At 69.5% G+C, this 18,835-nt stretch carries 20 protein-coding genes; 14 read left to right on the top strand and 6 right to left on the bottom strand.

Features of this window, described 5'->3' with window-relative positions:
- Window positions 1-34 precede the first annotated feature (34 nt).
- From ACSQ2G_RS02015 to ACSQ2G_RS02005, 3 genes are all read left to right on the top strand, one after another.
- Entirely contained in the window at window positions 35-1,051 is a 1,017-nt protein-coding gene (locus ACSQ2G_RS02015) for a DNA-directed RNA polymerase subunit alpha (protein ID WP_056437814.1), read from the top strand.
- 198 nt (window positions 1,052-1,249) lie between these two features.
- Window positions 1,250-1,663 carry a 50S ribosomal protein L17 gene (gene rplQ, locus ACSQ2G_RS02010; protein ID WP_056437811.1) on the top strand — a complete coding sequence of 138 codons (414 nt, stop codon included), beginning with the start codon at window positions 1,250-1,252 and terminating at the stop codon, window positions 1,661-1,663.
- 167 nt (window positions 1,664-1,830) lie between these two features.
- The gene (locus ACSQ2G_RS02005; protein ID WP_436027866.1) at window positions 1,831-3,633 is read left to right on the top strand and encodes a methyl-accepting chemotaxis protein; all 1,803 of its coding nucleotides are present in this window, start codon (window positions 1,831-1,833) and stop codon (window positions 3,631-3,633) included.
- A gap of 23 nt (window positions 3,634-3,656) precedes the next feature.
- Here the strand turns inward: ACSQ2G_RS02005 and ACSQ2G_RS02000 are convergent, their stop codons facing one another.
- Entirely contained in the window at window positions 3,657-4,472 is an 816-nt protein-coding gene (locus ACSQ2G_RS02000) for an ABC transporter permease (RefSeq protein ID WP_436027864.1), read from the bottom strand.
- A complete protein-coding gene (locus ACSQ2G_RS01995; protein ID WP_436027863.1) occupies window positions 4,462-5,367 on the bottom strand; it encodes an ABC transporter ATP-binding protein in 906 nt (301 codons plus the stop codon). The genes ACSQ2G_RS02000 and ACSQ2G_RS01995 overlap by 11 nt, the downstream gene beginning before the upstream one ends.
- Window positions 5,368-5,526: 159 nt before the next feature.
- Between ACSQ2G_RS01995 and ACSQ2G_RS01990 the strand changes: the two genes are divergently transcribed.
- Window positions 5,527-6,777 (top strand): ectonucleotide pyrophosphatase/phosphodiesterase, encoded by a 1,251-nt coding sequence (locus tag ACSQ2G_RS01990; RefSeq protein WP_436027861.1) that lies wholly within the window; start codon window positions 5,527-5,529, stop codon window positions 6,775-6,777.
- Window positions 6,778-6,781: 4 nt separating this feature from the next.
- Here ACSQ2G_RS01990 and ACSQ2G_RS01985 read toward each other — a convergent pair whose 3' ends face one another.
- Window positions 6,782-7,192 (bottom strand): hypothetical protein, encoded by a 411-nt coding sequence (locus ACSQ2G_RS01985; protein ID WP_436027860.1) that lies wholly within the window; start codon window positions 7,190-7,192, stop codon window positions 6,782-6,784.
- 121 nt (window positions 7,193-7,313) lie between these two features.
- Here ACSQ2G_RS01985 and ACSQ2G_RS01980 point away from each other — a divergent pair, with 121 nt between their 5' ends.
- The 6 genes from ACSQ2G_RS01980 to ACSQ2G_RS01955 all read left to right on the top strand — a co-directional run bounded on the left by ACSQ2G_RS01980 (window position 7,314) and on the right by ACSQ2G_RS01955 (window position 12,052).
- The gene (locus ACSQ2G_RS01980) at window positions 7,314-7,766 is read left to right on the top strand and encodes a VOC family protein (protein ID WP_436027858.1); all 453 of its coding nucleotides are present in this window, start codon (window positions 7,314-7,316) and stop codon (window positions 7,764-7,766) included.
- A gap of 37 nt (window positions 7,767-7,803) precedes the next feature.
- On the top strand, window positions 7,804-8,133 hold the full coding sequence (locus tag ACSQ2G_RS01975) for an ArsR/SmtB family transcription factor (RefSeq protein ID WP_436027856.1): 330 nt from the start codon (window positions 7,804-7,806) through the stop codon (window positions 8,131-8,133).
- The gene (locus tag ACSQ2G_RS01970; RefSeq protein WP_436027854.1) at window positions 8,130-8,624 is read left to right on the top strand and encodes an SRPBCC domain-containing protein; all 495 of its coding nucleotides are present in this window, start codon (window positions 8,130-8,132) and stop codon (window positions 8,622-8,624) included. The genes ACSQ2G_RS01975 and ACSQ2G_RS01970 overlap by 4 nt, the downstream gene beginning before the upstream one ends.
- Before the next feature lie 115 nt (window positions 8,625-8,739).
- Window positions 8,740-9,987, top strand: a complete 1,248-nt coding sequence (locus tag ACSQ2G_RS01965) for a TCR/Tet family MFS transporter (RefSeq protein ID WP_436027852.1) — start codon at window positions 8,740-8,742, stop codon at window positions 9,985-9,987.
- Between the two features lie 120 nt (window positions 9,988-10,107).
- A complete protein-coding gene (locus tag ACSQ2G_RS01960) occupies window positions 10,108-11,529 on the top strand; it encodes a Do family serine endopeptidase (protein WP_436027850.1) in 1,422 nt (473 codons plus the stop codon).
- 100 nt (window positions 11,530-11,629) lie between these two features.
- Window positions 11,630-12,052 (top strand): GFA family protein, encoded by a 423-nt coding sequence (locus tag ACSQ2G_RS01955; protein WP_436027848.1) that lies wholly within the window; start codon window positions 11,630-11,632, stop codon window positions 12,050-12,052.
- Window positions 12,053-12,193: 141 nt separating this feature from the next.
- Here the strand turns inward: ACSQ2G_RS01955 and ACSQ2G_RS01950 are convergent, their stop codons facing one another.
- Window positions 12,194-13,294, bottom strand: coding sequence for an alpha/beta hydrolase (locus ACSQ2G_RS01950; protein WP_436027846.1), 1,101 nt, complete (start codon window positions 13,292-13,294; stop codon window positions 12,194-12,196).
- A gap of 191 nt (window positions 13,295-13,485) precedes the next feature.
- Entirely contained in the window at window positions 13,486-13,902 is a 417-nt protein-coding gene (locus tag ACSQ2G_RS01945) for a VOC family protein (protein ID WP_436027845.1), read from the bottom strand.
- A gap of 34 nt (window positions 13,903-13,936) precedes the next feature.
- On the opposite strand from ACSQ2G_RS01945, the gene ACSQ2G_RS01940 reads away from it, so the two are divergent.
- From ACSQ2G_RS01940 to ACSQ2G_RS01925, 4 genes are read left to right on the top strand one after another with little or no spacing between them, the layout of a single operon-like run.
- Window positions 13,937-15,238, top strand: a complete 1,302-nt coding sequence (locus ACSQ2G_RS01940) for a replication-associated recombination protein A (protein ID WP_436027844.1) — start codon at window positions 13,937-13,939, stop codon at window positions 15,236-15,238.
- Window positions 15,235-16,008, top strand: a complete 774-nt coding sequence (locus tag ACSQ2G_RS01935) for a hypothetical protein (protein WP_436027843.1) — start codon at window positions 15,235-15,237, stop codon at window positions 16,006-16,008. The genes ACSQ2G_RS01940 and ACSQ2G_RS01935 overlap by 4 nt, the downstream gene beginning before the upstream one ends.
- Window positions 16,005-16,838 (top strand): RluA family pseudouridine synthase, encoded by an 834-nt coding sequence (locus ACSQ2G_RS01930; protein ID WP_436027842.1) that lies wholly within the window; start codon window positions 16,005-16,007, stop codon window positions 16,836-16,838. The genes ACSQ2G_RS01935 and ACSQ2G_RS01930 overlap by 4 nt, the downstream gene beginning before the upstream one ends.
- 20 nt (window positions 16,839-16,858) lie before the next feature.
- Window positions 16,859-17,371 (top strand): CC0125/CC1285 family lipoprotein, encoded by a 513-nt coding sequence (locus ACSQ2G_RS01925; RefSeq protein WP_436027841.1) that lies wholly within the window; start codon window positions 16,859-16,861, stop codon window positions 17,369-17,371.
- Here the strand turns inward: ACSQ2G_RS01925 and ACSQ2G_RS01920 are convergent.
- Complete coding sequence (locus ACSQ2G_RS01920) at window positions 17,368-18,612, bottom strand: hypothetical protein (protein WP_436027840.1); 1,245 nt, start codon at window positions 18,610-18,612, stop codon at window positions 17,368-17,370. The two genes, ACSQ2G_RS01925 and ACSQ2G_RS01920, sit on opposite strands and share 4 nt — an antisense overlap.
- Window positions 18,613-18,835: the final 223 nt, after the last annotated feature.

Raw genomic sequence — 18,835 nt, 5'->3', positions numbered from 1 at the left:
GCGGCCGGCGAGCCGCGTTCAAGGGATCGACCACGTGATCGAAAGAAACTGGAACGAGCTGATCCGTCCTGAGAAGCCGCAAATCGAGACTGGCGCCGACGCGACCCGCAAGGCTCGCATCGTGGCTGAGCCGCTCGAACGCGGCTTCGGTGTGACGCTCGGCAACGCTCTCCGCCGCGTCCTGCTCTCCTCGCTTCAGGGCGCCGCCGTCACCGCCATCCAGATCGATGGCGTCGTACACGAATTCTCCTCGCTCGAAGGCGTCCGCGAAGACGTCGTCGACATCGTTCTGAACATCAAGCAGCTGGCCGTGCGCATGCACGCCGAAGGCCCCAAGCGCATGACCCTGCGCGCCACGGGCCCCGGCCCGGTGACCGCGGGTCAGATCGAAACCCCGGCCGACATCGAGATCCTGAACCCCGACCACGTGCTCTGCACGCTGGACGACGGCGCCTCGGTGCGCATGGAGTTCACGGTCAACACCGGCAAGGGCTACGTCCCGGCCGACAAGAACCGTCCGGAAGACGCGCCGATCGGCCTGATCGCCGTCGATGCCCTGTACTCGCCGGTCAAGCGCGTCGCCTATCGCGTCGAGCCGACCCGCCAGGGTCAGTCGCTGGACTACGACAAGCTGATCCTGGAAGTGGAAACCAACGGCGCGGTCACGCCGGTGGACGCGGTGGCCTACGCCGCCCGCATCCTGCAAGACCAGCTGCAGATCTTCATCACCTTCGAAGAGCCCAAGGCCAAGACCGCCGACGAGGCCAAGCCGGAACTGCCGTTCAACCCGGCCCTGCTGAAGAAGGTGGACGAACTGGAACTGTCGGTCCGCTCGGCCAACTGCCTGAAGAACGACAACATCGTCTATATCGGCGACCTGATCCAGAAGACCGAAGCCGAGATGCTGCGCACGCCGAACTTCGGCCGCAAGTCCTTGAACGAGATCAAGGAAGTGCTGGCCGGCATGGGCCTGCACCTGGGCATGGACGTGCCGAACTGGCCGCCCGAAAACATCGAAGACCTGGCCAAGAAGTTCGAAGACCAGATCTAGTACCTAAGTACCGCGCTTAATCCGGGCCGCTCTCCCATTTTCCTCGGAATTTTGGGGGCGGCCTGGGCCTTTTGAAGCCGCAACAGCGGTGGAGGGCCCCGGCGCTTCGTTCTGAACCCGGCCGGGACGCCGCTGGGATTGGTGACAATCAGCGCACTTTTCCGCGCTTCAGCGGGCCACGGCCCAGGAGACACTACAATGCGTCACGGTAAGGCTCACCGTAAACTCGGTCGTACGTCCGCTCACCGCACCGCCATGTTCGCCAACATGTCGGCCTCGCTGATCAAGCACGAGCAGATCGTCACCACCCTGCCCAAGGCCAAGGAACTGCGTCCGTTCGTCGAAAAGCTGGTCACCCTGGCCAAGCGCGGCGACCTGCACGCTCGCCGCCAAGCCATCTCGACCGTCCGCGACGTCGAGCAAGTCGGCAAGCTGTTCGCCACCATCGGTCCCCGCTACAAGGACCGCCAGGGCGGCTACATCCGCGTCCTGAAGGCCGGCTTCCGCTACGGCGACAACGCTCCGCTGGCCGTCATCGAGTTCGTCGATCGCGACGTCTCGGCCAAGGGCAAGGACTCCGGCCCGGTGTTCTCGAACGACTCGGACGACTAGGATTTTCAGCCTCGGCTGACGGAAAAGGCCCCGGAGCGATCCGGGGCCTTTTTTGCGCCCGGGCCGCCGCGCCAGGTTGCAGCGGGCTCCGTTGTCGCTTCCGGTAGAGGTTTGTTCACCTCGTCGCCCCATCCTTCGCCGTTAAGGCTCTCGGGGGAGGGATCACGATGAAAATTTCCGGCGTCATGCGCACGTTCGGCGGCGCGCTCGCCGCGGGCCTGATCCTGGCCGGTGGGCTGGCCCTGTTCGCGATCGAGGGCCTGAGGGTCGGCGGGCCGCTGTTCCGCCAGATCGTCGACAACAAGGACATCGTCGCCGACATCCTGCCGCCGCCCCTCTACGTGGTCGAGGCCGACCTGGTGGCCACCAAGCTGGTCGCCCATCCCGAGACGGTGGACGCCGCCGCCGACAAGCTGGCGGCCCTGCGCAAGGACTACGACAACCGCCGCGCCTATTGGACGACCGCGCCGATCGATCCGGCCATGCGCGCGCTTCTGGTCGACCAGTCCGCGGCCCCGGCCATGGAATTCTGGCGCGAGATCGACCAGGAGATCCTGCCCGCCGTCCGGTCCGGCGACCTGGAGCGCGCTCGGCGGGGCCTGGCCCGGGCCGACACCGCCTATGAGGCCCATCGCGCCGTGATCGACAAGGTGGTGGTCATGGCCAACCACGACGCCGCGGCGGTCGAGGCGCGCGCCGCGGCCCAGACCCGTCTGGCCTTCGCCCTGCTGGCCGGGGCGGGCGCGCTGATGCTGGTGGTGGTCGGCGGCGGGATCGTCCTGATGAGCCGCCGCATCGTCAAGCCGATCCAGGCCATGACCGGCTTCATGGGCCGGCTGGCGGCCGGCGACTACGATCGGGCCGTGCCGTTCGCCGGGCGAGGCGACGAGATCGGCGAGATGGCCAATTCGGTGGCCGTGTTCCGCGAAGCGATCGTCGCGCGGCAAGCGGCCGAGGACCGGATCGCGGTCGAACGCGACGAGACCGAGATCGCCAAGACCCGGCACGACGCCGAGCGGCGGACCGAGGAGACAGGGCGCCTGCAGGTTGTCGAAGCCCTGGGCGCGGCGGTGACCCGGCTGAAGGCCGGTGACCTGACGGCGCGCCTGGAGACGATGTTCCCCAGCGCCTATGAGAGGCTGCGCGGCGACTTCAACCGGGCGATCGCCGGGCTCGAGGCGGCGATGGTCGAGGTGGTCGAGGGCGCGGGCGGCCTGCGGGCCGGAGCCGGCGAGATCCGGGGCGCGATCGAAGACCTGTCGGCCCGCACCGAACGCCAGGCCGCCAGCCTGGCCGAGACCGCCGCCGCCGTGGGCCAGGTCAGCGCCAGCGTCAGGCGCACCGCCGAGGGCGCGACCGAGGCCAACGCCGCCGTGACCGACAGCCGCGCGGTCGCAGACCGCTCCAGCCAGGTGGTCGGCCGCGCGGCCCAGGCCATGAGCCAGATCGAAAGCTCGTCGGCCAAGGTCTCGCAGATTCTGGGCGTGATCGACGAGATCGCCTTCCAGACCAACCTGCTGGCCCTGAACGCCGGGGTCGAGGCCGCGCGCGCGGGCGACGCCGGCCGCGGCTTCGCGGTCGTGGCCCAGGAAGTCCGGGCGCTGGCCCAGCGCTCGGCCGAGGCGGCCAAGGAGATCAAGGGGCTGATCTCGGAGTCCTCAGACCATGTCCGTTGCGGCGTGACCCTGGTCGGCCAGGCTGGCGAGGCGCTCGGCGATATCGTCGAGCGGGTGGGGCTGATCGGCGGCCTGATGGAGCAGATCGCCCAGTCCAGCCGCGAGCAGGCCGCGGGCCTGGCCGAGATCGACCAGGCGGTCGGCCAGATGGACCAGGTGATCCAGCAGAACGCCGCCATGGCCGAGCAGGCCACCGCCGCCAGCCGCGGCTTGGCCGACGACGCCGTGCGCCTGGAGGCCCAGGTCGAGCACTTCCAGGTGTCGGGCGGGCAGGAGGCCTGGGCGGCGGCTTAGGCCGACCCGTCGCCGAGGACGACCTATTCCTTGGTCAGGTCCTGGCGGCGGAACAGCGCCACCGCGCCGGCTGCCAGCACGATCAGCCAGGCCAGCACCAGCACCAGCGCCAGGCCCGCGGGGCCCGCCTCGGGCCGCACCTCGTCGGGGGCGGCGACGAAGCCCTTGAGGATACGCCCCGCATAGGCCGGGATCGCCAGGCTCTTCCAGGTCGTGGCCTGCATCGTGGCGGCCAGGGTCGACTGCACGAACACCACCACCAGGCCGGCGATCACAGCGCCCATCGTCGAGCGGGTGACGACGCCGATCAGGCCGGCCAAGGCGCCGATCAGCATCACCTCCAGCCAGGTGATCACGAAGACGCCGGCGAAGTGGCCCAGGAAGGCCGAGCCGTTGGGCGGGGCGACCAGGGTCGCGTGGTTGACGACACTGCCGAACAGGCCCGCCAGCACCGAGGTGAAGGCGGTCAGCAGCAGGCTCCAGGCCGCGACCTCGGCGAAGACGATCAGCTTGGCGGCCAGCAGATTGACGCGGCTGTTGCGCGGGGTGAGCAGGCGCCAGGTCTCCCAGCGATAGTCGCCGGCGAAGATCGCCGCCGCGCCGATCAGCAGGAACAGGGCGGTGAACGGCCCCGAGGCCCCGGCCACAGCGCCCATGGCCCGGTTGGCCAGGTCGGTCGTCTCGCCGGGAATGGTCCGGTGCAGGACCGCGCGGGTGAAGACGTCGATCCCCATGCTGAACAGCATGGCGACCAGGGGCGCGAAGCCGAAACCCCAGAACAGGGCGGTCCGGTCGCGCGACAAGCGGAAGCGCTCGGCGGCGATGGCGTCAGCGAGCATCGACCAGATCCTTCGGTTCGAGGGCGCCCAGATAGGCGCTTTCCAGGTCGCCCTCGCGCCAGCGGGCCTCGGTGATCTCGACGCCCGCCTCGACCAGGGCGCGGATCAGGGCGGGGGTCTCGGCGCGCAGCACGTCGGCCAGCACGGCGTTCTGGCCGTCGGCCTCGCCCTTGGCGCCCAGCACCGCCAGGGCCTTGGCGACCGGCGAGACGGTCAGGCGCAGGCGCGGCTTGCCCCCGGTCAGGGCCTCGACGTCGCCCTCCGCCGCCAGCTTGCCCTTGGAGAAGATCGCCACCCGGTCGCAGACCCGGCGGACCTCGTCCAGCTGATGGCTGGCCAGGATGATCGTCACGCCCTCCTTGGCGGCCAGGTCGCGGATCAGGGCGCGGATCTCCTGGATGCCGGCCGGGTCCATGCCGCTGGTCGGCTCGTCCAGGATCACCAGCTCCGGCCGCGTGAAGAACGCCGCGGCCAGGCCCAAGCGCTGCTTCATGCCCACCGAGAAGGTGCCCGCCTTGCGGTCGGCGGCGCCGCCCAGCCCGACCCGTTCGAGCCAGTAGTTGACGTCGGCCGAGCCTATCGCGCCACTTTCCATGGCCAGCATCCGCAACACGTCGCGGGCGGTCAGGTAGGGCGGATAGCGCGGGGTCTCGATCATCGCCCCGACCCGGCGCAGGGACGAGGCCTGGCCGGCCGGAGCGCCGAACAGCCGCGCCGTCCCGCTGGTCGGCCGCACCAGGCCCAGGGCGATCCGGAACAGGGTGCTCTTGCCCGCGCCGTTCGGACCCAGCACGCCGAACACCCCGCCGGCCGGGATGCGCAGCGACAGGCCGTCCAGCGCGCGCACCGCGCCATAGGTCTTGACGAGACTCTCGGCCTCCAGGGCGAAGCTCATGCGCGACAGGTTCCGGCGGCGATCATGCGGGGCGACTCCCTGAAAGTTGCGGCGACTATGGCCGGGCGGGCCTCCCTCGCCAAGTTAAGTCGCCGACAGACATGGCGAGCCGTCACAAGCCTGGGCTATAGGCGAGCGTCCCAGTACGAGGTGTGCGTGATGGTCATTGTGTGTCGGTGGATGGTCCTGGCCGCGGCCCTGATGCTGGCGACCTTCGCCACGTCCTCGCGGGCCGAGGCGGCCAAGAGGCCGTCGAAGCCGGGGCTGACCATCCTGATCTCGCTGGACGGCTTCCGGCCCGACTATCTGGACCGGGGGAACACTCCGGTCCTCAACGCCCTGGCGGCCGACGGCGCGCGCGGGGCCATGCGGCCGTCGTTCCCGTCCCTGACCTATCCGAGCCACTACACCCTGGTCACCGGCAAGCGGCCCGACCACCACGGCATGGTCAACAACACGCTGGAGGACGAGGCCATCCCCGGCGTCAGCTTCAGCATGTCCAACCACGCGGCGGTCGGCGACGGGCGCTGGTGGGACCAGGCCAAGCCGATCTGGGTCAGCGCCGAGCAACAGGGCGTGCACGCCGGCATCCTGTTCTGGCCGGGCTCGGAAGCGCGGATCGACGGCGTGCGGCCCAGCCGCTGGAAGGTCTTCGACATGAAGGTCTCGTCCAACGACAGGGTCGACACCCTGCTGTCGTGGATCGACGCTAAGGCCCCGCCGCTGGGTTTGGCCACCCTCTATTTCGACCGCACCGACACCGAAGGCCACCACTACGGCCCGGATTCGCCGCAGGTGAACGCCGCCGCCGCCGAAGTCGACGCCGCGATCGGCCGGCTGGTGGCGGGGCTGAAGGCGAGGGGACTGTACCGGACCACCAACCTCGTCGTCGTCGCCGACCACGGCATGGCGCCCCAGCCGCTGAGCGGCCTGGTCGAGGTCTCGACCCTGGTCGATCCGGCCAAGGTCAAGTTCGTCAGCACCGGCTCGATCGTCGGCGTGCGCCCCTTGCCCGGGTTCGAGGCCGAGGTCGCGGCGGCGATGCTGAAGGCCCATCCGCATCTGACCTGCTGGGAGAAGGGTAAGATCCCGGCCCGCTACGGCTACGGGACCAATCCGCGCGTGCCGCCGATCGTCTGCCTGGCCGACTTGGGCTGGTACTTCGTCACCGCCAGCGCCCTGAAGAAGCGGCTGGAGGAGCACCCGCGCGACGGCGGGGCCCATGGCTACGACCCGTTCGACCCCACCATGCGCGCGGTTTTCGTGGCCCGCGGTCCGGCCTTTCGGAGGGGCGTGGTGTTGCCGGTGTTCGACAATGTCGACGTCTATCCGCTGCTGACCCGGCTGATCGGCGTGAAGGGCGACAAGGGCGACGGCGAGCTGGGCCCGGTGAAGGCGGCGCTGCGGTAGGCGATCACCACTCGATCTTGTCGGGCGCCCGGCTGGGCAGGGCGATGGTCAGGGCCAGGTTCAAGACCTCACAAGGAGGTTTCCCCATGCTGACGTCGTGGACCACCGCATCCGGACGCGGGGCGCGAGGCGAGCCGTCATAGGTCAGAACGTCGAGGTGATAGCCGCGGCCGCCGTGCTCGTAGATCATCACATAGCGGTCCGACAGACGGGCGGCCGAGGCGAAACGCCGCCAGGGGCCCGGACCAATGTCGGACGCGTTGAACGAGCCGCCGGCGGGTGAAAGCTGGATCTGGCGCGCGTCGAGCGCGCGCGTCATCGCTGGCGGCAGGCCAGCCAGATCGGCGATCGGTTCCGCGCCGGCGATCAGTTGGCAAACGGCTGGCGAAGCGGCGGGCGCGTCAGTGAGCATCATGATGGCAACCTCCTGATCCAAACAACCTTGGGGCGTGCTCTCGGCAGGATTGTGGCGCCGCTTGCGCAAATAGTTTCAATATGCGTTAAATATTGCGGAAATCGGAAAACGGAGCTCCGCCATGATCCGCAGCGCCCTGACCTCGGCCCTCTGCTATCGCGACCCCAAGGCCGCGCTGAAGTTCCTCGAAGCCGCCTTCGGCTTCGATCTGGCGATGCTGATCGAGGACAACGACGGAAACCTGGCCCATGCCGAGATGAGCTTCGGCGACGGCCTGGTGATGATCGGCAATGAGTGGACCGCGCAGCACAAGAGCCCGGTCTCGATCGACGGGTTCAACACCCAGAGCGTCCACATCCACCTGGAGGGCGACATCGACGCCCACTGCGAGCGGGCGCGGGCGGCGGGGGCCGAGATCCTGATGGAGCCAGCCGACCAGTTCTACGGCGACCGCACCTATCGCTGCCGCGACCCCGAGGGCCATTTCTGGACGGTCGGCGCGCCGGTCCGCGCGGTCAGCGTGGAAGAGGCCGAGGCGGAGTCCGGCCTGAAGGTGGTGAAGGGCTGGGCGTGAACCCCGACGATTTCCGCCGCCTGGAGGCGACCTCGGCATGAGCGCCTCGCTCGACGCCACTCTGGCGGCCCTGGCCGACCCGCATCGGCGGGCGACCGTCGACCTGCTGCGCCAGGGACCGCGCCGGGCGGGCGAGTTGGCCCAGGCCGCCGGCCTGTCGGCCCCGGCCATGAGCCGTCATCTGCGCGCCCTGCGCCAGGCGGGCCTGGTGGAGGAGAGCCATCCCCCGTTCGACGCCCGGGTGCGGGTCTACGCCCTGCGCGCCGCGCCGATGGCCGAGCTCAAGGCCTGGGCCGAGGCCGCCGAGGGCCTGTGGAGCGACCAAATGCTGGCGCTGAAAGCGCATGTCGAGGGAGGCGGCGGGTGAGTTCCAAGATCCTGGTCGCCCTGCGCATCAAGGCCGCGCCGTCTCGAGTGTTCGACGCCTTCACCGCCGACATCGGCGCCTGGTGGAAGCCCAACCCCCTGTTCTCGTTCACCCCGCGCTCGCCCGGCGTGCTGGCGTTCGAGGGGACCGGCCAGGGCGCCCGCCTGGTCGAGCGCCTGCCGTCGGGCAAGGTGTTCGAGATCGGCCCTGTCCGCGTCTGGGCGCCCGGCGAGCGGCTGGTGTTCGGCTGGCGCCAGGCCAGCTTCGCGCCGGGTATGGACACCGAGGTCGAGGTCCGCTTCGAAGCTGTGGGAGACGAGACCCGGGTCACGGTCGAGCATCGCGGCTGGGACACCGTGCCGATCGAGCACGTGGCCCGGCATCGCTTCCCGGACGCGGTGTTCCTGCAACGCCACGCCGAATGGTGGCGGGGATTGCTGCAAAGCCTTGCGTCCTTCGAGGCTTCGCCTGCGGCTCGCACCTCAGGATGAGGAAGCCCGCGCACAGAATTCCTCATCCTAAGGCGCCCGCGGAGCGGGCCTCGAAGGACGCACGGCTTGCCCGGCTCCACGCCAGGCGGCAAAACAAGGTTCAAGGGGAAGCGTCATGACCAAGGCCATCAGCCGAAACCACCGACAGGCCGCGCTCGGCTTCATCTTCGTCACCGCCTGCCTGGACGTGCTGTCGCTGGGGGTGATGATCCCCGTGCTGCCCGAGCTGATGAAGCGCTTCAACGGTGGCGACACCGCCTCCACGGCCCTGTGGGTGGTGCTGTTCGCCACCACCTGGGGCGTGATGCAGTTCTTCTGTTCGCCGATCCTGGGGCTGATGTCCGACCGCTGGGGCCGCCGCCCGGTGATCCTGACCTCGATCTTCGGCCTGGGGGTGGATTTCCTGTTCATGGCCTTCGCTCCGACCCTGTGGTGGCTGTTCGTCGGCCGGGTGTTCAACGGCATGACCGCGGCCAGCTTCTCGACGGCCGGAGCCTATGTCGCCGACGTCACCAAGCCGGAGGAGCGGGCCAAGGGCTTTGGCCTGATGGGCGCGGCGTTCGGGGTGGGCTTCACCTTCGGCCCGGCCCTGGGCGGCTGGCTCTGGCAGTTCGATCACCGGCTGCCGTTCCTGGTCTGCGCGGGCCTGGCCCTGTGCAACTGGCTGTACGGCTTCTTCGTGCTGCCGGAATCGCTGCCGCCCGAGAAGCGCGTCGATCGCTTCGACTGGAGCAAGGCCAACCCGCTGGGCTCGCTGAACCTGCTGCGGAGCAAGCCGGACCTGCTGGGCCTGGCCGGCGTGGGCTTCCTGTTCCAGCTGTCGCACAACGTGCTGCCCAGCGTCTTCGTGCTGTACATGGGCTTCCGCTACCACTGGTCGACGGCGGTGATCGGCCTGACCCTGATGGGCAGCGGCGTGGCCGGCATCCTGTTGCAGAGCTTCGTCGTCGGGCCGGTGGTCAAGCGGGTGGGCGAGCGCGGGGCCCTGCTGATCGGCCTGTTCAGCGGCTGCGTCGGCTTCATGATCTACGGCCTGGCGCCGACGGGGTGGCTCTATCTGTGCGGCCTGCCGATCTTCGCCTTCACGGGCCTGATCCAGCCGGGGCTGCAAGGGCTGATGACCCGCCGGGTCCAGCCATGGGAGCAGGGCCAGCTGCAGGGGGCGAACTCGGCCATGATGGGCGTCACAGCCATCGTCGGGCCCTCGCTCTACCTGCTGCCGTTCTCCTGGGCGGTCCGTCACGACGCCACTGTGCACCTGCCCGGCCTGCCGGCCCTGATCGCCGCGGCCCTGCTGCTGGCGGCCACGGTGCTGGCCATCCGCGTGGCGCGGCCCGTGGCGGTGGAACCGAGCGTCGCCTGATCGTCTTTGAATAGCGGCGGGAAGGGCCTGACGTCGAAATCCCGGACCTTGGCCGCCATCAATGCGCCCGAAAGCTCGGCTGATCTCGCGGGCTGCAATTCACGGAGTCGCCCAACAACCATGCGATCCTATCGCGTCGTGCTTCCCGCCCTGGCCCTGCTGGCCGCCTGCTCGCCGCAGGGGCCGTCGAAGGCCCAGACCCTCCCCGACCTGGCCCAGCCGACCCGCCGGGTCCCCACCGACCCGGGGTCGATGAAGGCCTCGTTCTCGCCGGTGGTGAAGAAGACCGCCCCGGCCATCGTCAACGTCGCCAGCAAGCGCGTGGTGCGCCAGCAGGCCGACCCGTTCTGGGACTTCTTCATGGGCGGCGGCGGCGGGGCGCCGCGCGAGCAGGTGCAGGGCTCGCTGGGCTCGGGCGCCATCGTCCGCGCCGACGGGGTGATCATCACCAACCACCACAATATCGAGAACATGAGCGACGTCACCGTCCAGCTGGCCGACCGCCGGGAGTTCCCGGCCACGGTGCTGCTGGACGACCCGCGCTCGGACCTGGCGGTGCTGAAGATCGACACCAAGGGCGAGCGCCTGCCGGTGATCGCCATCGACGACCAGGAGCAACTGGAGGTCGGCGACCTGGTCCTGGCCATGGGCAACCCGTTCGGGGTCGGCCAGACGGTGACCAACGGCATCGTCTCGGCCCTGGCCCGCACCGACGTCGGGGCGGCCGAGTTCGGCAGCTACATCCAGACCGACGCGGCGATCAATCCAGGCAATTCCGGCGGTCCTCTGGTCGACATGGACGGCGACCTGATCGGGGTGAACACCTTCATCATCTCGCGCTCGGGCTCGTCCAGCGGCGTCGGCTTCGCCATTCCCGCCGCCGTGGTGCGCCAGGTGGTCAACGCGGCCCTGGGCGGCGGCCACAGCGTGGTGCGGCCCTGGCTGGACGTGAAGGGCCAGCCGGTGACCGGCGACATCGCCCGCAGCCTGGGCCTGGCCACGCCCCGCGGCCTGGTGATCTCCGACGTCTATCCCGGCGGCTCGGCCGAGCGGGCCGGCATCCGCGACGGCGACGTGATCCTGTCCATCGACGGCCGGGCGGTGAACGATGAGGGCGGCGGCGCCTTCGCCATCGGCACCCACAAGATCGGCGACCGGGTCCAGGTGCTGATCAATCGCAACGGCAAGGAACAGACCCTGACCCTGCGCGCCGAGGCCGCACCGGAAAGTCCCCCCCGCGACGAGCGGGTGATCAAGGGCCGCAATCCGTTCGACGGCGCCACCGTGGTCAACCTGTCGCCCGCCGTGGCCCAGGAGCTGGGCGTCGACCCGTTCGCCGGGCGCGGCGTGCTGGTCACCAAGATCGGCCAGGGCTTCGCGCTGAACGCGGGCCTGCGTCCGGGCGACTTCATCCGCGAGGTCAGCGGTCGGGCCATCAACACCACCGCCGACCTGGCGGCGGCGTCCAACGCCGGGGCCGCGACCTGGACCATCACCATCGAGCGCAACGGCCAGCGGATTACGGCGCGGCTCAGGGCTTAGGCGAGCGCGGCGGCCGCGAGGGCGGCCGTCACGACGCTTGTTGCGGGCCGGCGGAAGCGTTACCGTCTCCCGGCTGGTCACGCGAACCCTGGAACGTGTCATGACCTATGTCGGAAGCTGCTTCTGCGGCGCGGTCCAACTGGAGGCCGTCGGCGAGCCCGAGGCCATGGGCTACTGCCATTGCCGCTCGTGCCGAGCGTGGTCGGGTGGGCCGGTCAACGCCTTCAGCCTGTGGAAACCGGACGCCGTGCGGGTCACGTCGGGCTCCGACGAGCTGGCGACCTACCAGAAGACCGCGTTCAGCCAGCGGCGATACTGCGCCAAGTGCGGCGGCCACCTGATGACCGATCATCCAACCCTGGGACTGGTCGACGTGTTCGCCGCCACGCTCCCGACCCTGGCCTTCGCGCCGGGCGTGCACGTGAACTACGCCGAAACCGTGCTGCCGATGCGCGACGGCCTGCCCAAGCTGAAGGACTTCCCGGCCGAGTTCGGCGGTTCCGGCGAGGCGATGGCGGAGTAGGCGGCGCTTGGGGCGCGTCGACATTCAAGCCTGATCGCCAAGGCTCTTCATCGTCGGTTGAATCGGGTGTTCCCGCCACAAGGGCATGGTCACGCGAGACCGACAGTTGTTGGCCTTGGCAATTTGAAGCCCCGGAGACGCCTACTGCGCCGGCTTGCGCTCCGCACGGACTTTCGCGCCGCGCCCGGTCAGAGTCAGTCCGCTCGGGTCGAAGGTGACGTCGAGGTCGCCCGTAAAGGCGTAGAAGCGGTCCGTGCCGTTCGGCAGCCAATAGACTGATGGCTGGTCATCGACCTGGGCCGCCAAAAGATTGTCGAACCCTGGCTTGACGGTCAGGGTGCGGCCATCCGGCAGTGCATATGCCCCGACGTAGCGCGCAAGCGCGCTTTGCGACAACGGCACGTAAGGCAAGTCGACCGGTACGGTGGGCGGCAACACGAAGCGGAAGCCGTCGAGCATCAGGTTCGGATAGTAGGAGAGATGGTTCTCGCCCGCATAGGACTTGGCTTGCAATGTGACGCCCGGACTTGCCTTGAACGCAGCGGTCAAGGCGGTGAAGCCCTGCCCCATGAAGCGCTTCTCGGAGACCGTGGAATCCTCTGCGCCGCCGACGGCCAGGAAGACCCTCTGGCCATGCGCCCTGGCTGTTGCCTTGGCGATCCGGTCCACGAGGCCGGGATCTCGCGGAACCACCACGCTGCCGATGATATAGCCGGCGAAGGCGTTGGGATTGTCCGCGAAGACGTTGGCGGCGAACACGCCGCCCAGCGAATGACCAAACAGCACGGCGCTCGCAGGATCGGCCGGGTACTTCGCCTCGATGAACGGTTTCAGGTCCTGAAGCAGAAACGCCTCGAAGACCGCGCCGCCGCCGCCCAAGGTTTTCCCGTCCACGGTGAAGGGATGGTGCGTGAAGTCCTGGTTGCGGGAGGACGGCTGGCCGGGGGCGAGGCGCAGGCTGACGACGATCGCCGGCGCCATCATGGCCCGCCCGCCGAGAAAGACGCTGTTCGACCCGGCCAGCCCGTAGCCGCCGTCCAGCGCATATATCGCTGCGAGCTTCTGGCCGGGCAGGAAGACCTTGGCCTCAGGGAGTTGGACGGTAACCTCGTAGTCTCGCCCCAGGCGGTCAGAGTGGACGACGAACCTCGTTGCGCCCTGCTGGGTTATGGGCGCTTCCGAGACGACCGTCAGGGGATCGGCGACCGCCGTTGACGCCAGCGCGGCAACGACGATCGACAAGCATGTCGCCAAAGTCCGGTGCATAGCCCCTCCCGCATCCTAAGGTGAAGCTGGAGGCCTCCAGTGTCTGAAAGGTGGCGCTAACCCGACGATTATATGGTGTGGAGCGCTGGCCAAGGGCAGGAATGACAGTTGAGAGAGATTAGGTCGCGGGCGGTTCGACTCCCGGAGCGTAGAATGTAGATACGCCCCTAACCCTTGATCTTCGACGCCACCGACCATGTGTGGCCGAACGGGTCGACGAGCTGGCCGTAGCGGTCGCCCCAGAACTGGTCGGCCAGCGGGAAGCGCACCGTCGCCCCGGCCTCGACGGCCCGGTTCCACCAGGCGTCGGCGTCATCGACTTCCAGGTGCAGCGTGACGGCCGAGGGTGGAACATAGTCGCCGTGCGCCATTTCGCTGAAGTGGTCCGACAGCATTACCCAGTCGCCGTTGATCAGCAGCCGCGAATGCAGCAGGCGCTCGCCGTCGTCGGCGGTGTTGCGGAACACCTCCTCGGCGGCGAACGCCCGCTTGTAGAAGTCCACGGCCGCCTTGCCGCCGACGACGGAAAGATAGGGGGTGACGCCGCTGGTCGGACCCCGGGCGGGATCGCCTTCGTTGGTCATGGTGGTTCCTCCCACGATTAAGTAAACCTACCCCATGTCCGATCTTTTCCAAGCCGCTGGCCTGACGCCCCACGCGCCGTCGCCGCTGGCCGACCGCCTGCGACCCCAGAACCTCGACGAGGTGGTGGGCCAGGAGCACTTGCTGGGCCCCGACGGCCCGATCGGCCGGATGGCGACCGCCCGCCGCCTGGCCTCGATGATCCTGTGGGGGCCGCCCGGCACCGGCAAGACCACCATCGCCCGGCTACTGGCCAAGGCCGGCGGCTACGAGTTCATGCAGATCTCGGCGGTGTTCTCCGGCGTCGCCGACCTGAAGAAGGCCTTCGAGCAGGCCCGCGTGCGCCGTTCGGCCGGCCAGAGCACCCTGCTGTTCGTCGACGAGATCCACCGCTTCAACCGCGCCCAGCAGGACGGCTTCCTGCCGTTCGTGGAGGAGGGGATCGTCACCCTGGTGGGGGCCACCACCGAAAACCCGTCCTTCGAGCTGAACGGCGCCTTGCTGTCGCGCTGCCAGGTCTTCGTGCTCAAGCGGCTGGACGAGGACGCGCTGGAGGCCCTGCTGGTCAAGGCCGAGGCCGCCGAGAACCGCAAGCTGCCGCTGGACGGCGACGCCCGCTCGACCCTGATCGCGATGGCCGACGGCGACGGCCGCTACCTGCTGACCCTGACCGAGACCCTGCTGGCCATCGGCACGGACACGCCGCTGAACCCCGCCCAGCTGGGCCAGTTCCTGCAGAAGCGCCGCCCGGCCTACGACAAGAACCGCGAGGAGCACTACAACCTGATCTCGGCCCTGCACAAATCGGTGCGCGGCAGCGATCCGGACGCGGCGCTCTACTGGCTGGCGCGGATGCTGGAGGGCGGCGAGGACCCGCTGTTCATCGCCCGGCGCCTGGTGCGCATGGCCAGCGAGGACATCGGCGCGGCCGATCCCCTGAGCCTGCTGCTGACCACGGCCGCCAAGGACGCCTACGACTTCCTGGGCAGCCCCGAGGGCGAGCTGGCCCTGGCCCAGGCGGTGGTGCACATGGCCAGCGCGCCCAAGTCCAACGCCGTCTACAACGCCTACAAGGCCGCCCGCCGGCTGGCCAAGGAGACCGGCAGCCTGACGCCGCCGGCCCACATCCTCAACGCCCCGACCAAGCTGATGAAATCGCTGGGCTATGGCGACGGCTACGCCTACGACCACGACGTCGAAGGCGGGGTGTCGGGCCAGAACTATTTCCCCGACGGCATCGAGCGTCCGACCCTCTACGACCCCAAGCCGGTCGGGGCCGAGGCCAAGGTCAAGGAACGGCTGGACGCCTGGAACCGCCTGCGGAGAGACGGCAAGTGAAGCTTACCCCCGCGGTCCGCGTGACCGCCGCGATCGCCCTGGTCCTGCTGCTGGCCGGGGCGGTGCTGCTGTGGCTGGCGGCGGCGACGCCCTGGCATACGGACTCCAGCGCCTATTTCGCCGACCTGCGGAAGCTGCGCGCCACGCTCTATTTCGGCCAGCCCGACGCCGAGGCGTTCAAGGCGGCCACCCTTCGGTTCGGGGCGCTGCAGAGCCAGTACGCGACCCGCAAATGGCTGTACGCCGACCTGGCCTACGCCTGCTTCAGCCTTGGCGTTTGCACGGCCGTCGTCGCCGGTCTGGCGATGCGGTTCGGGGCGCGGCTGCTGCGGACCCAGAAGAGCGCGTGGGTCGTGCTGGGCGTTACACTGTTGGCCCTGATCGCCACCCTGGCCGGGCTGGCGGCCGACCCGCTGCACCGGTTCTACCGCGAGCAGTTGCCCGAATGGTCCGACGCCCTGGAGATCCCGCTGGCCGGGGCGCTGGTGGCGATGATCCCGATCGCGACGATCACCCTGCTGTTGGTCCTGCCGCCGCTGATCTTCCGCCGCCGGGCCAGCGGGCCGCTGCTGGTCTTCACCCGACCGCCGCACTGGCCGTCGATCGTCGCCAACGCGGTCTACGCCCTGCCATTGGCCTTCGCGGTGTTCCTGCTGACCAGTTTCGCCTCGCGCGGCGGCTGGGCCCTGGCTCCGGCGGGGCTGATGCTGCTGTGGCTGTTCCTGAATGGCCGGGCGCTGTGGATCGCGCCGAAAGGAGAGGCCGCATGAGCCGTCCGCCCCCCGGCAAACCCGACAGGCGCCCGCCCGGCGTCGCCAAGCCCAAGGCGTCCGACACACCGGTCGCCCTGACCCCCGAAGAGATCGAATTCACCAAGTCGCTGGTGATCCACGAGGACGACAGCGTCTTCGTGCTGAACAAGCCGGCCGGCCTGTCCAGCCAGGGCGGGCGCATCCGGGCCCATACGCTGGACGACCTGCTGTGGGCCCTGGCCCGGCGCGACCGCCCGCGGCCGCGCTTGATCCATCGCCTGGACCGCGACACTTCGGGCGTGATCCTGACCGCCCGCACCAAGCCGGCCGCTACCTTCCTCGGCAAGGCCCTGATGGGCAAGCGGTTCCGCAAGACCTACCTGGCCGTGGTCACGCCAGGCGCGCCCGAGCCGCGCGGCGGCCAGATCGACGCGCCCCTGCGCCGAGAGTCGATCGGCCGCGAGGCCTATATGCGGGTCTGCGCGGCCGACCATCCCGACGCCGAGGCCGCCCGTAGCCGTTATCGCACCCTGGCCTCGACGCAGGGCGCGGCCCTGGTCGAGCTCTCGCCAGACACCGGCCGCATGCACCAGCTGCGGGTCCACATGGCCTCGATCGGCCGGCCGATCGCCGGCGACAGCCGCTATGGCGGGGCGCTGATGCTGGGCGGAGCGCCCGTGCCGCGCCTGATGCTGCACGCCGTCCAGCTGGTCTTCCCGCATCCCGAAGGCGGCGAGCGGCGGATCAGCGCGCCGATCCCTGACGACATGCGCGCGGTTTTGGATAAGCTGGGCCTTGAGCTTCCCGACCGGGCCGTTCCGGAACAGGGGCGCCCGGAAAGCCGTTAAGCCTGGCAGGAGAATTCGCCATGAAGCGCCACAAGACCAAGGGGTTGATCGCACTCGCCTTTTCCGCCGTCCTGCTGGCCGCCTGCGCCACCACGCCGACGCTCTACGCGCCGCAGACGGGGCCGCGCGGGGCCGGCTATTCGGAGTATCGCCTGGAGGCCGGCCGCTACCGCGTCACTTTCCAGGGCAATCCCGGCGCGCCGGTCAACCAGGTCTCCGATTACGCCCTGCTGCGCTCGGCCGAGCTGGCCCTGCGCGATGGCTACGACTGGTTCCGGGTGGCCGACCGCGTGACCCAGCAGACCGGGTCGGGCGGCGGCTCGAGCCTGTCGATCGGCGGCGGCTCGGGCAGCTATGGCCGGCGCAGCGGGGTAGGGCTGGGCGTCGGCACCAGCTTCAACCTGGGCCCGGGCCCGGCGGTCAGCAGCTCGATGGAGGTGGTGTTCGGCAAGGGCAAGCCGCCGAGCGGGGCCGACGTCTACGACGCCCGCGCCATCGTCCGCACGGTGGGGCAGGGACGGGCGGCGGTTTAGCCCGCCGCCTTCTTCGTCCCGGTCGCCGCGACCGGATAGGCCGCGCGCAGGGCCGCGTGGGTCAGGCCGGCGGTCTCGGCGGCGGCGAAGTAGCCCTCGGCCGGCAGGCCCTGCAGGGCGACCATCGGGGCCAGGCCCCGGGCGTCGCGTCCGAAGGCCATGATGTCGGCGGCGATCTTCTCGGCCGGGCCGGCCAGGTCGCTGGCGTCCAGGGTCAGGCCGTGCAGGCGGGCGTCGCGCAGCACCCGCAGCGCTTCCTTCTCGGGCGGCACGCGGGCGATGACGCCCCGGGTCAGGGCCTTGAGCAGGCCGACCACTTCCAGCAGGCGGCCGGCGGGCGTGCCGCGCGTGACGTCGACCAACTCCATCATCACCCCGCCGCGCAGCAGCGCCAGGGACAGGCCGGAGGTGCCGGTCAGCATGTCGCGGCCGCGCTGGGTGCCCAGGGTGCGGAACGAGGCCGGCACGATCAGGTCGGGCCGGTCGTGGCCCTGCGAGGCGCGGGCGAAGACGGCGGCGTACTTCAGGGCCGCCTCGTCGATGAAGGCGGCGTCGCGGTCGGGCAGGCGCGAGACGGCGCGGGCGCTGATCTGCTTGCCCGAGCCCAGGTGGGTGACCACCGGCTCGATGCGCACGGCGGTGGCGATGTTGCGCTTGAGGCTGATCACGTGCTCGAGCGTGAAATCGACGCGCAGGGCCGCGCCGCCGGCGGTGGTGAAGGCCACGGGCGTGCGTCGGGTCTCTTCCAGCGGATCGATGTCGAAGCGGATGGGCGAGCGGGTCGAGTCGCGACGGGCCCGCGCGGCCAGCACCACGGCCGCGTCCACTGGCCGGCAGACCAGGCCGCCGGCCTCCAGGCCGATCACCGACCGCACGCCCAGGTCGGTGGGCTCGGCCGCGCCCAGCAGGTGGGTCAGCACGTCTTCCAGGATCCGCACGCTGGTCGCCTGGGCCGCCAAGCCGTGGTCGTTGTTCATGGCGATCAGGAAGTCTTCCTCGCCGATCCGGGCCCGCAGGTCGCTGCGGTCCAGGTGCTCGGCCAGCTTGCGCTCGACATAGGTCCAGACGTCGACGCGCTTCTTGTCCCACCAGTCGCCGGCCCAGCGGCGGATGGCCTTGACGCTGATGACGTTCACCGAGCCGCGGGCGATCAGCTCCGACCCCGCCAGGCGCTGGAGTACGGGGCCGCTGAGAGCCAGATGCTCGTTTCGGTCGTCACTATGCATCGAATCGAAGGGCATGTTCGCCTTGGCGCGGGAGGAGCCCATAGGATGCATTTTACAGCCTTAATGGTCGGTGCAGGAACACGGTGTGCAAACGAGGTTACCGTAACGCGCTCAAACGTTAAGATGCCCATTTTCCGGGCCTTTTGCCGACATTCGAAGGCCGCTTTAAGGCCCTCCGGGGCAGCGTAAACCATGATGACGGCGGATCGGCGTTAACCCTTCGCTGAACTTGCTGGCG

It is taken from the genome of Caulobacter sp. LjRoot300, from assembly GCF_964253875.1.
GTDB lineage: Bacteria > Pseudomonadota > Alphaproteobacteria > Caulobacterales > Caulobacteraceae > Caulobacter.
The sequence above is the reverse complement of the archived record's forward strand: the minus strand, read 5'-3'. Positions and strand labels throughout refer to the sequence as shown.

Excerpts from the sequence above, each read along its gene's own strand:
- rplQ (WP_056437811.1), top strand. The coding sequence starts at position 1,250 with ATGCGTCACGGTAAGGCTCACCGTAAACTCGGTCGTACGTCCGCTCAC.
- ACSQ2G_RS02005 (WP_436027866.1), top strand. The coding sequence starts at position 1,831 with ATGAAAATTTCCGGCGTCATGCGCACGTTCGGCGGCGCGCTCGCCGCG.
- ACSQ2G_RS02000 (WP_436027864.1), bottom strand. The coding sequence starts at position 4,472 with ATGCTCGCTGACGCCATCGCCGCCGAGCGCTTCCGCTTGTCGCGCGAC.
- ACSQ2G_RS01995 (WP_436027863.1), bottom strand. The coding sequence starts at position 5,367 with ATGAGCTTCGCCCTGGAGGCCGAGAGTCTCGTCAAGACCTATGGCGCG.
- ACSQ2G_RS01990 (WP_436027861.1), top strand. The coding sequence starts at position 5,527 with ATGGTCATTGTGTGTCGGTGGATGGTCCTGGCCGCGGCCCTGATGCTG.
- ACSQ2G_RS01985 (WP_436027860.1), bottom strand. The coding sequence starts at position 7,192 with ATGATGCTCACTGACGCGCCCGCCGCTTCGCCAGCCGTTTGCCAACTG.
- ACSQ2G_RS01980 (WP_436027858.1), top strand. The coding sequence starts at position 7,314 with ATGATCCGCAGCGCCCTGACCTCGGCCCTCTGCTATCGCGACCCCAAG.
- ACSQ2G_RS01975 (WP_436027856.1), top strand. The coding sequence starts at position 7,804 with ATGAGCGCCTCGCTCGACGCCACTCTGGCGGCCCTGGCCGACCCGCAT.
- ACSQ2G_RS01965 (WP_436027852.1), top strand. The coding sequence starts at position 8,740 with ATGACCAAGGCCATCAGCCGAAACCACCGACAGGCCGCGCTCGGCTTC.
- ACSQ2G_RS01960 (WP_436027850.1), top strand. The coding sequence starts at position 10,108 with ATGCGATCCTATCGCGTCGTGCTTCCCGCCCTGGCCCTGCTGGCCGCC.
- ACSQ2G_RS01955 (WP_436027848.1), top strand. The coding sequence starts at position 11,630 with ATGACCTATGTCGGAAGCTGCTTCTGCGGCGCGGTCCAACTGGAGGCC.
- ACSQ2G_RS01945 (WP_436027845.1), bottom strand. The coding sequence starts at position 13,902 with ATGACCAACGAAGGCGATCCCGCCCGGGGTCCGACCAGCGGCGTCACC.
- ACSQ2G_RS01940 (WP_436027844.1), top strand. The coding sequence starts at position 13,937 with ATGTCCGATCTTTTCCAAGCCGCTGGCCTGACGCCCCACGCGCCGTCG.
- ACSQ2G_RS01930 (WP_436027842.1), top strand. The coding sequence starts at position 16,005 with ATGAGCCGTCCGCCCCCCGGCAAACCCGACAGGCGCCCGCCCGGCGTC.
- ACSQ2G_RS01925 (WP_436027841.1), top strand. The coding sequence starts at position 16,859 with ATGAAGCGCCACAAGACCAAGGGGTTGATCGCACTCGCCTTTTCCGCC.
- ACSQ2G_RS01920 (WP_436027840.1), bottom strand. The coding sequence starts at position 18,612 with ATGCCCTTCGATTCGATGCATAGTGACGACCGAAACGAGCATCTGGCT.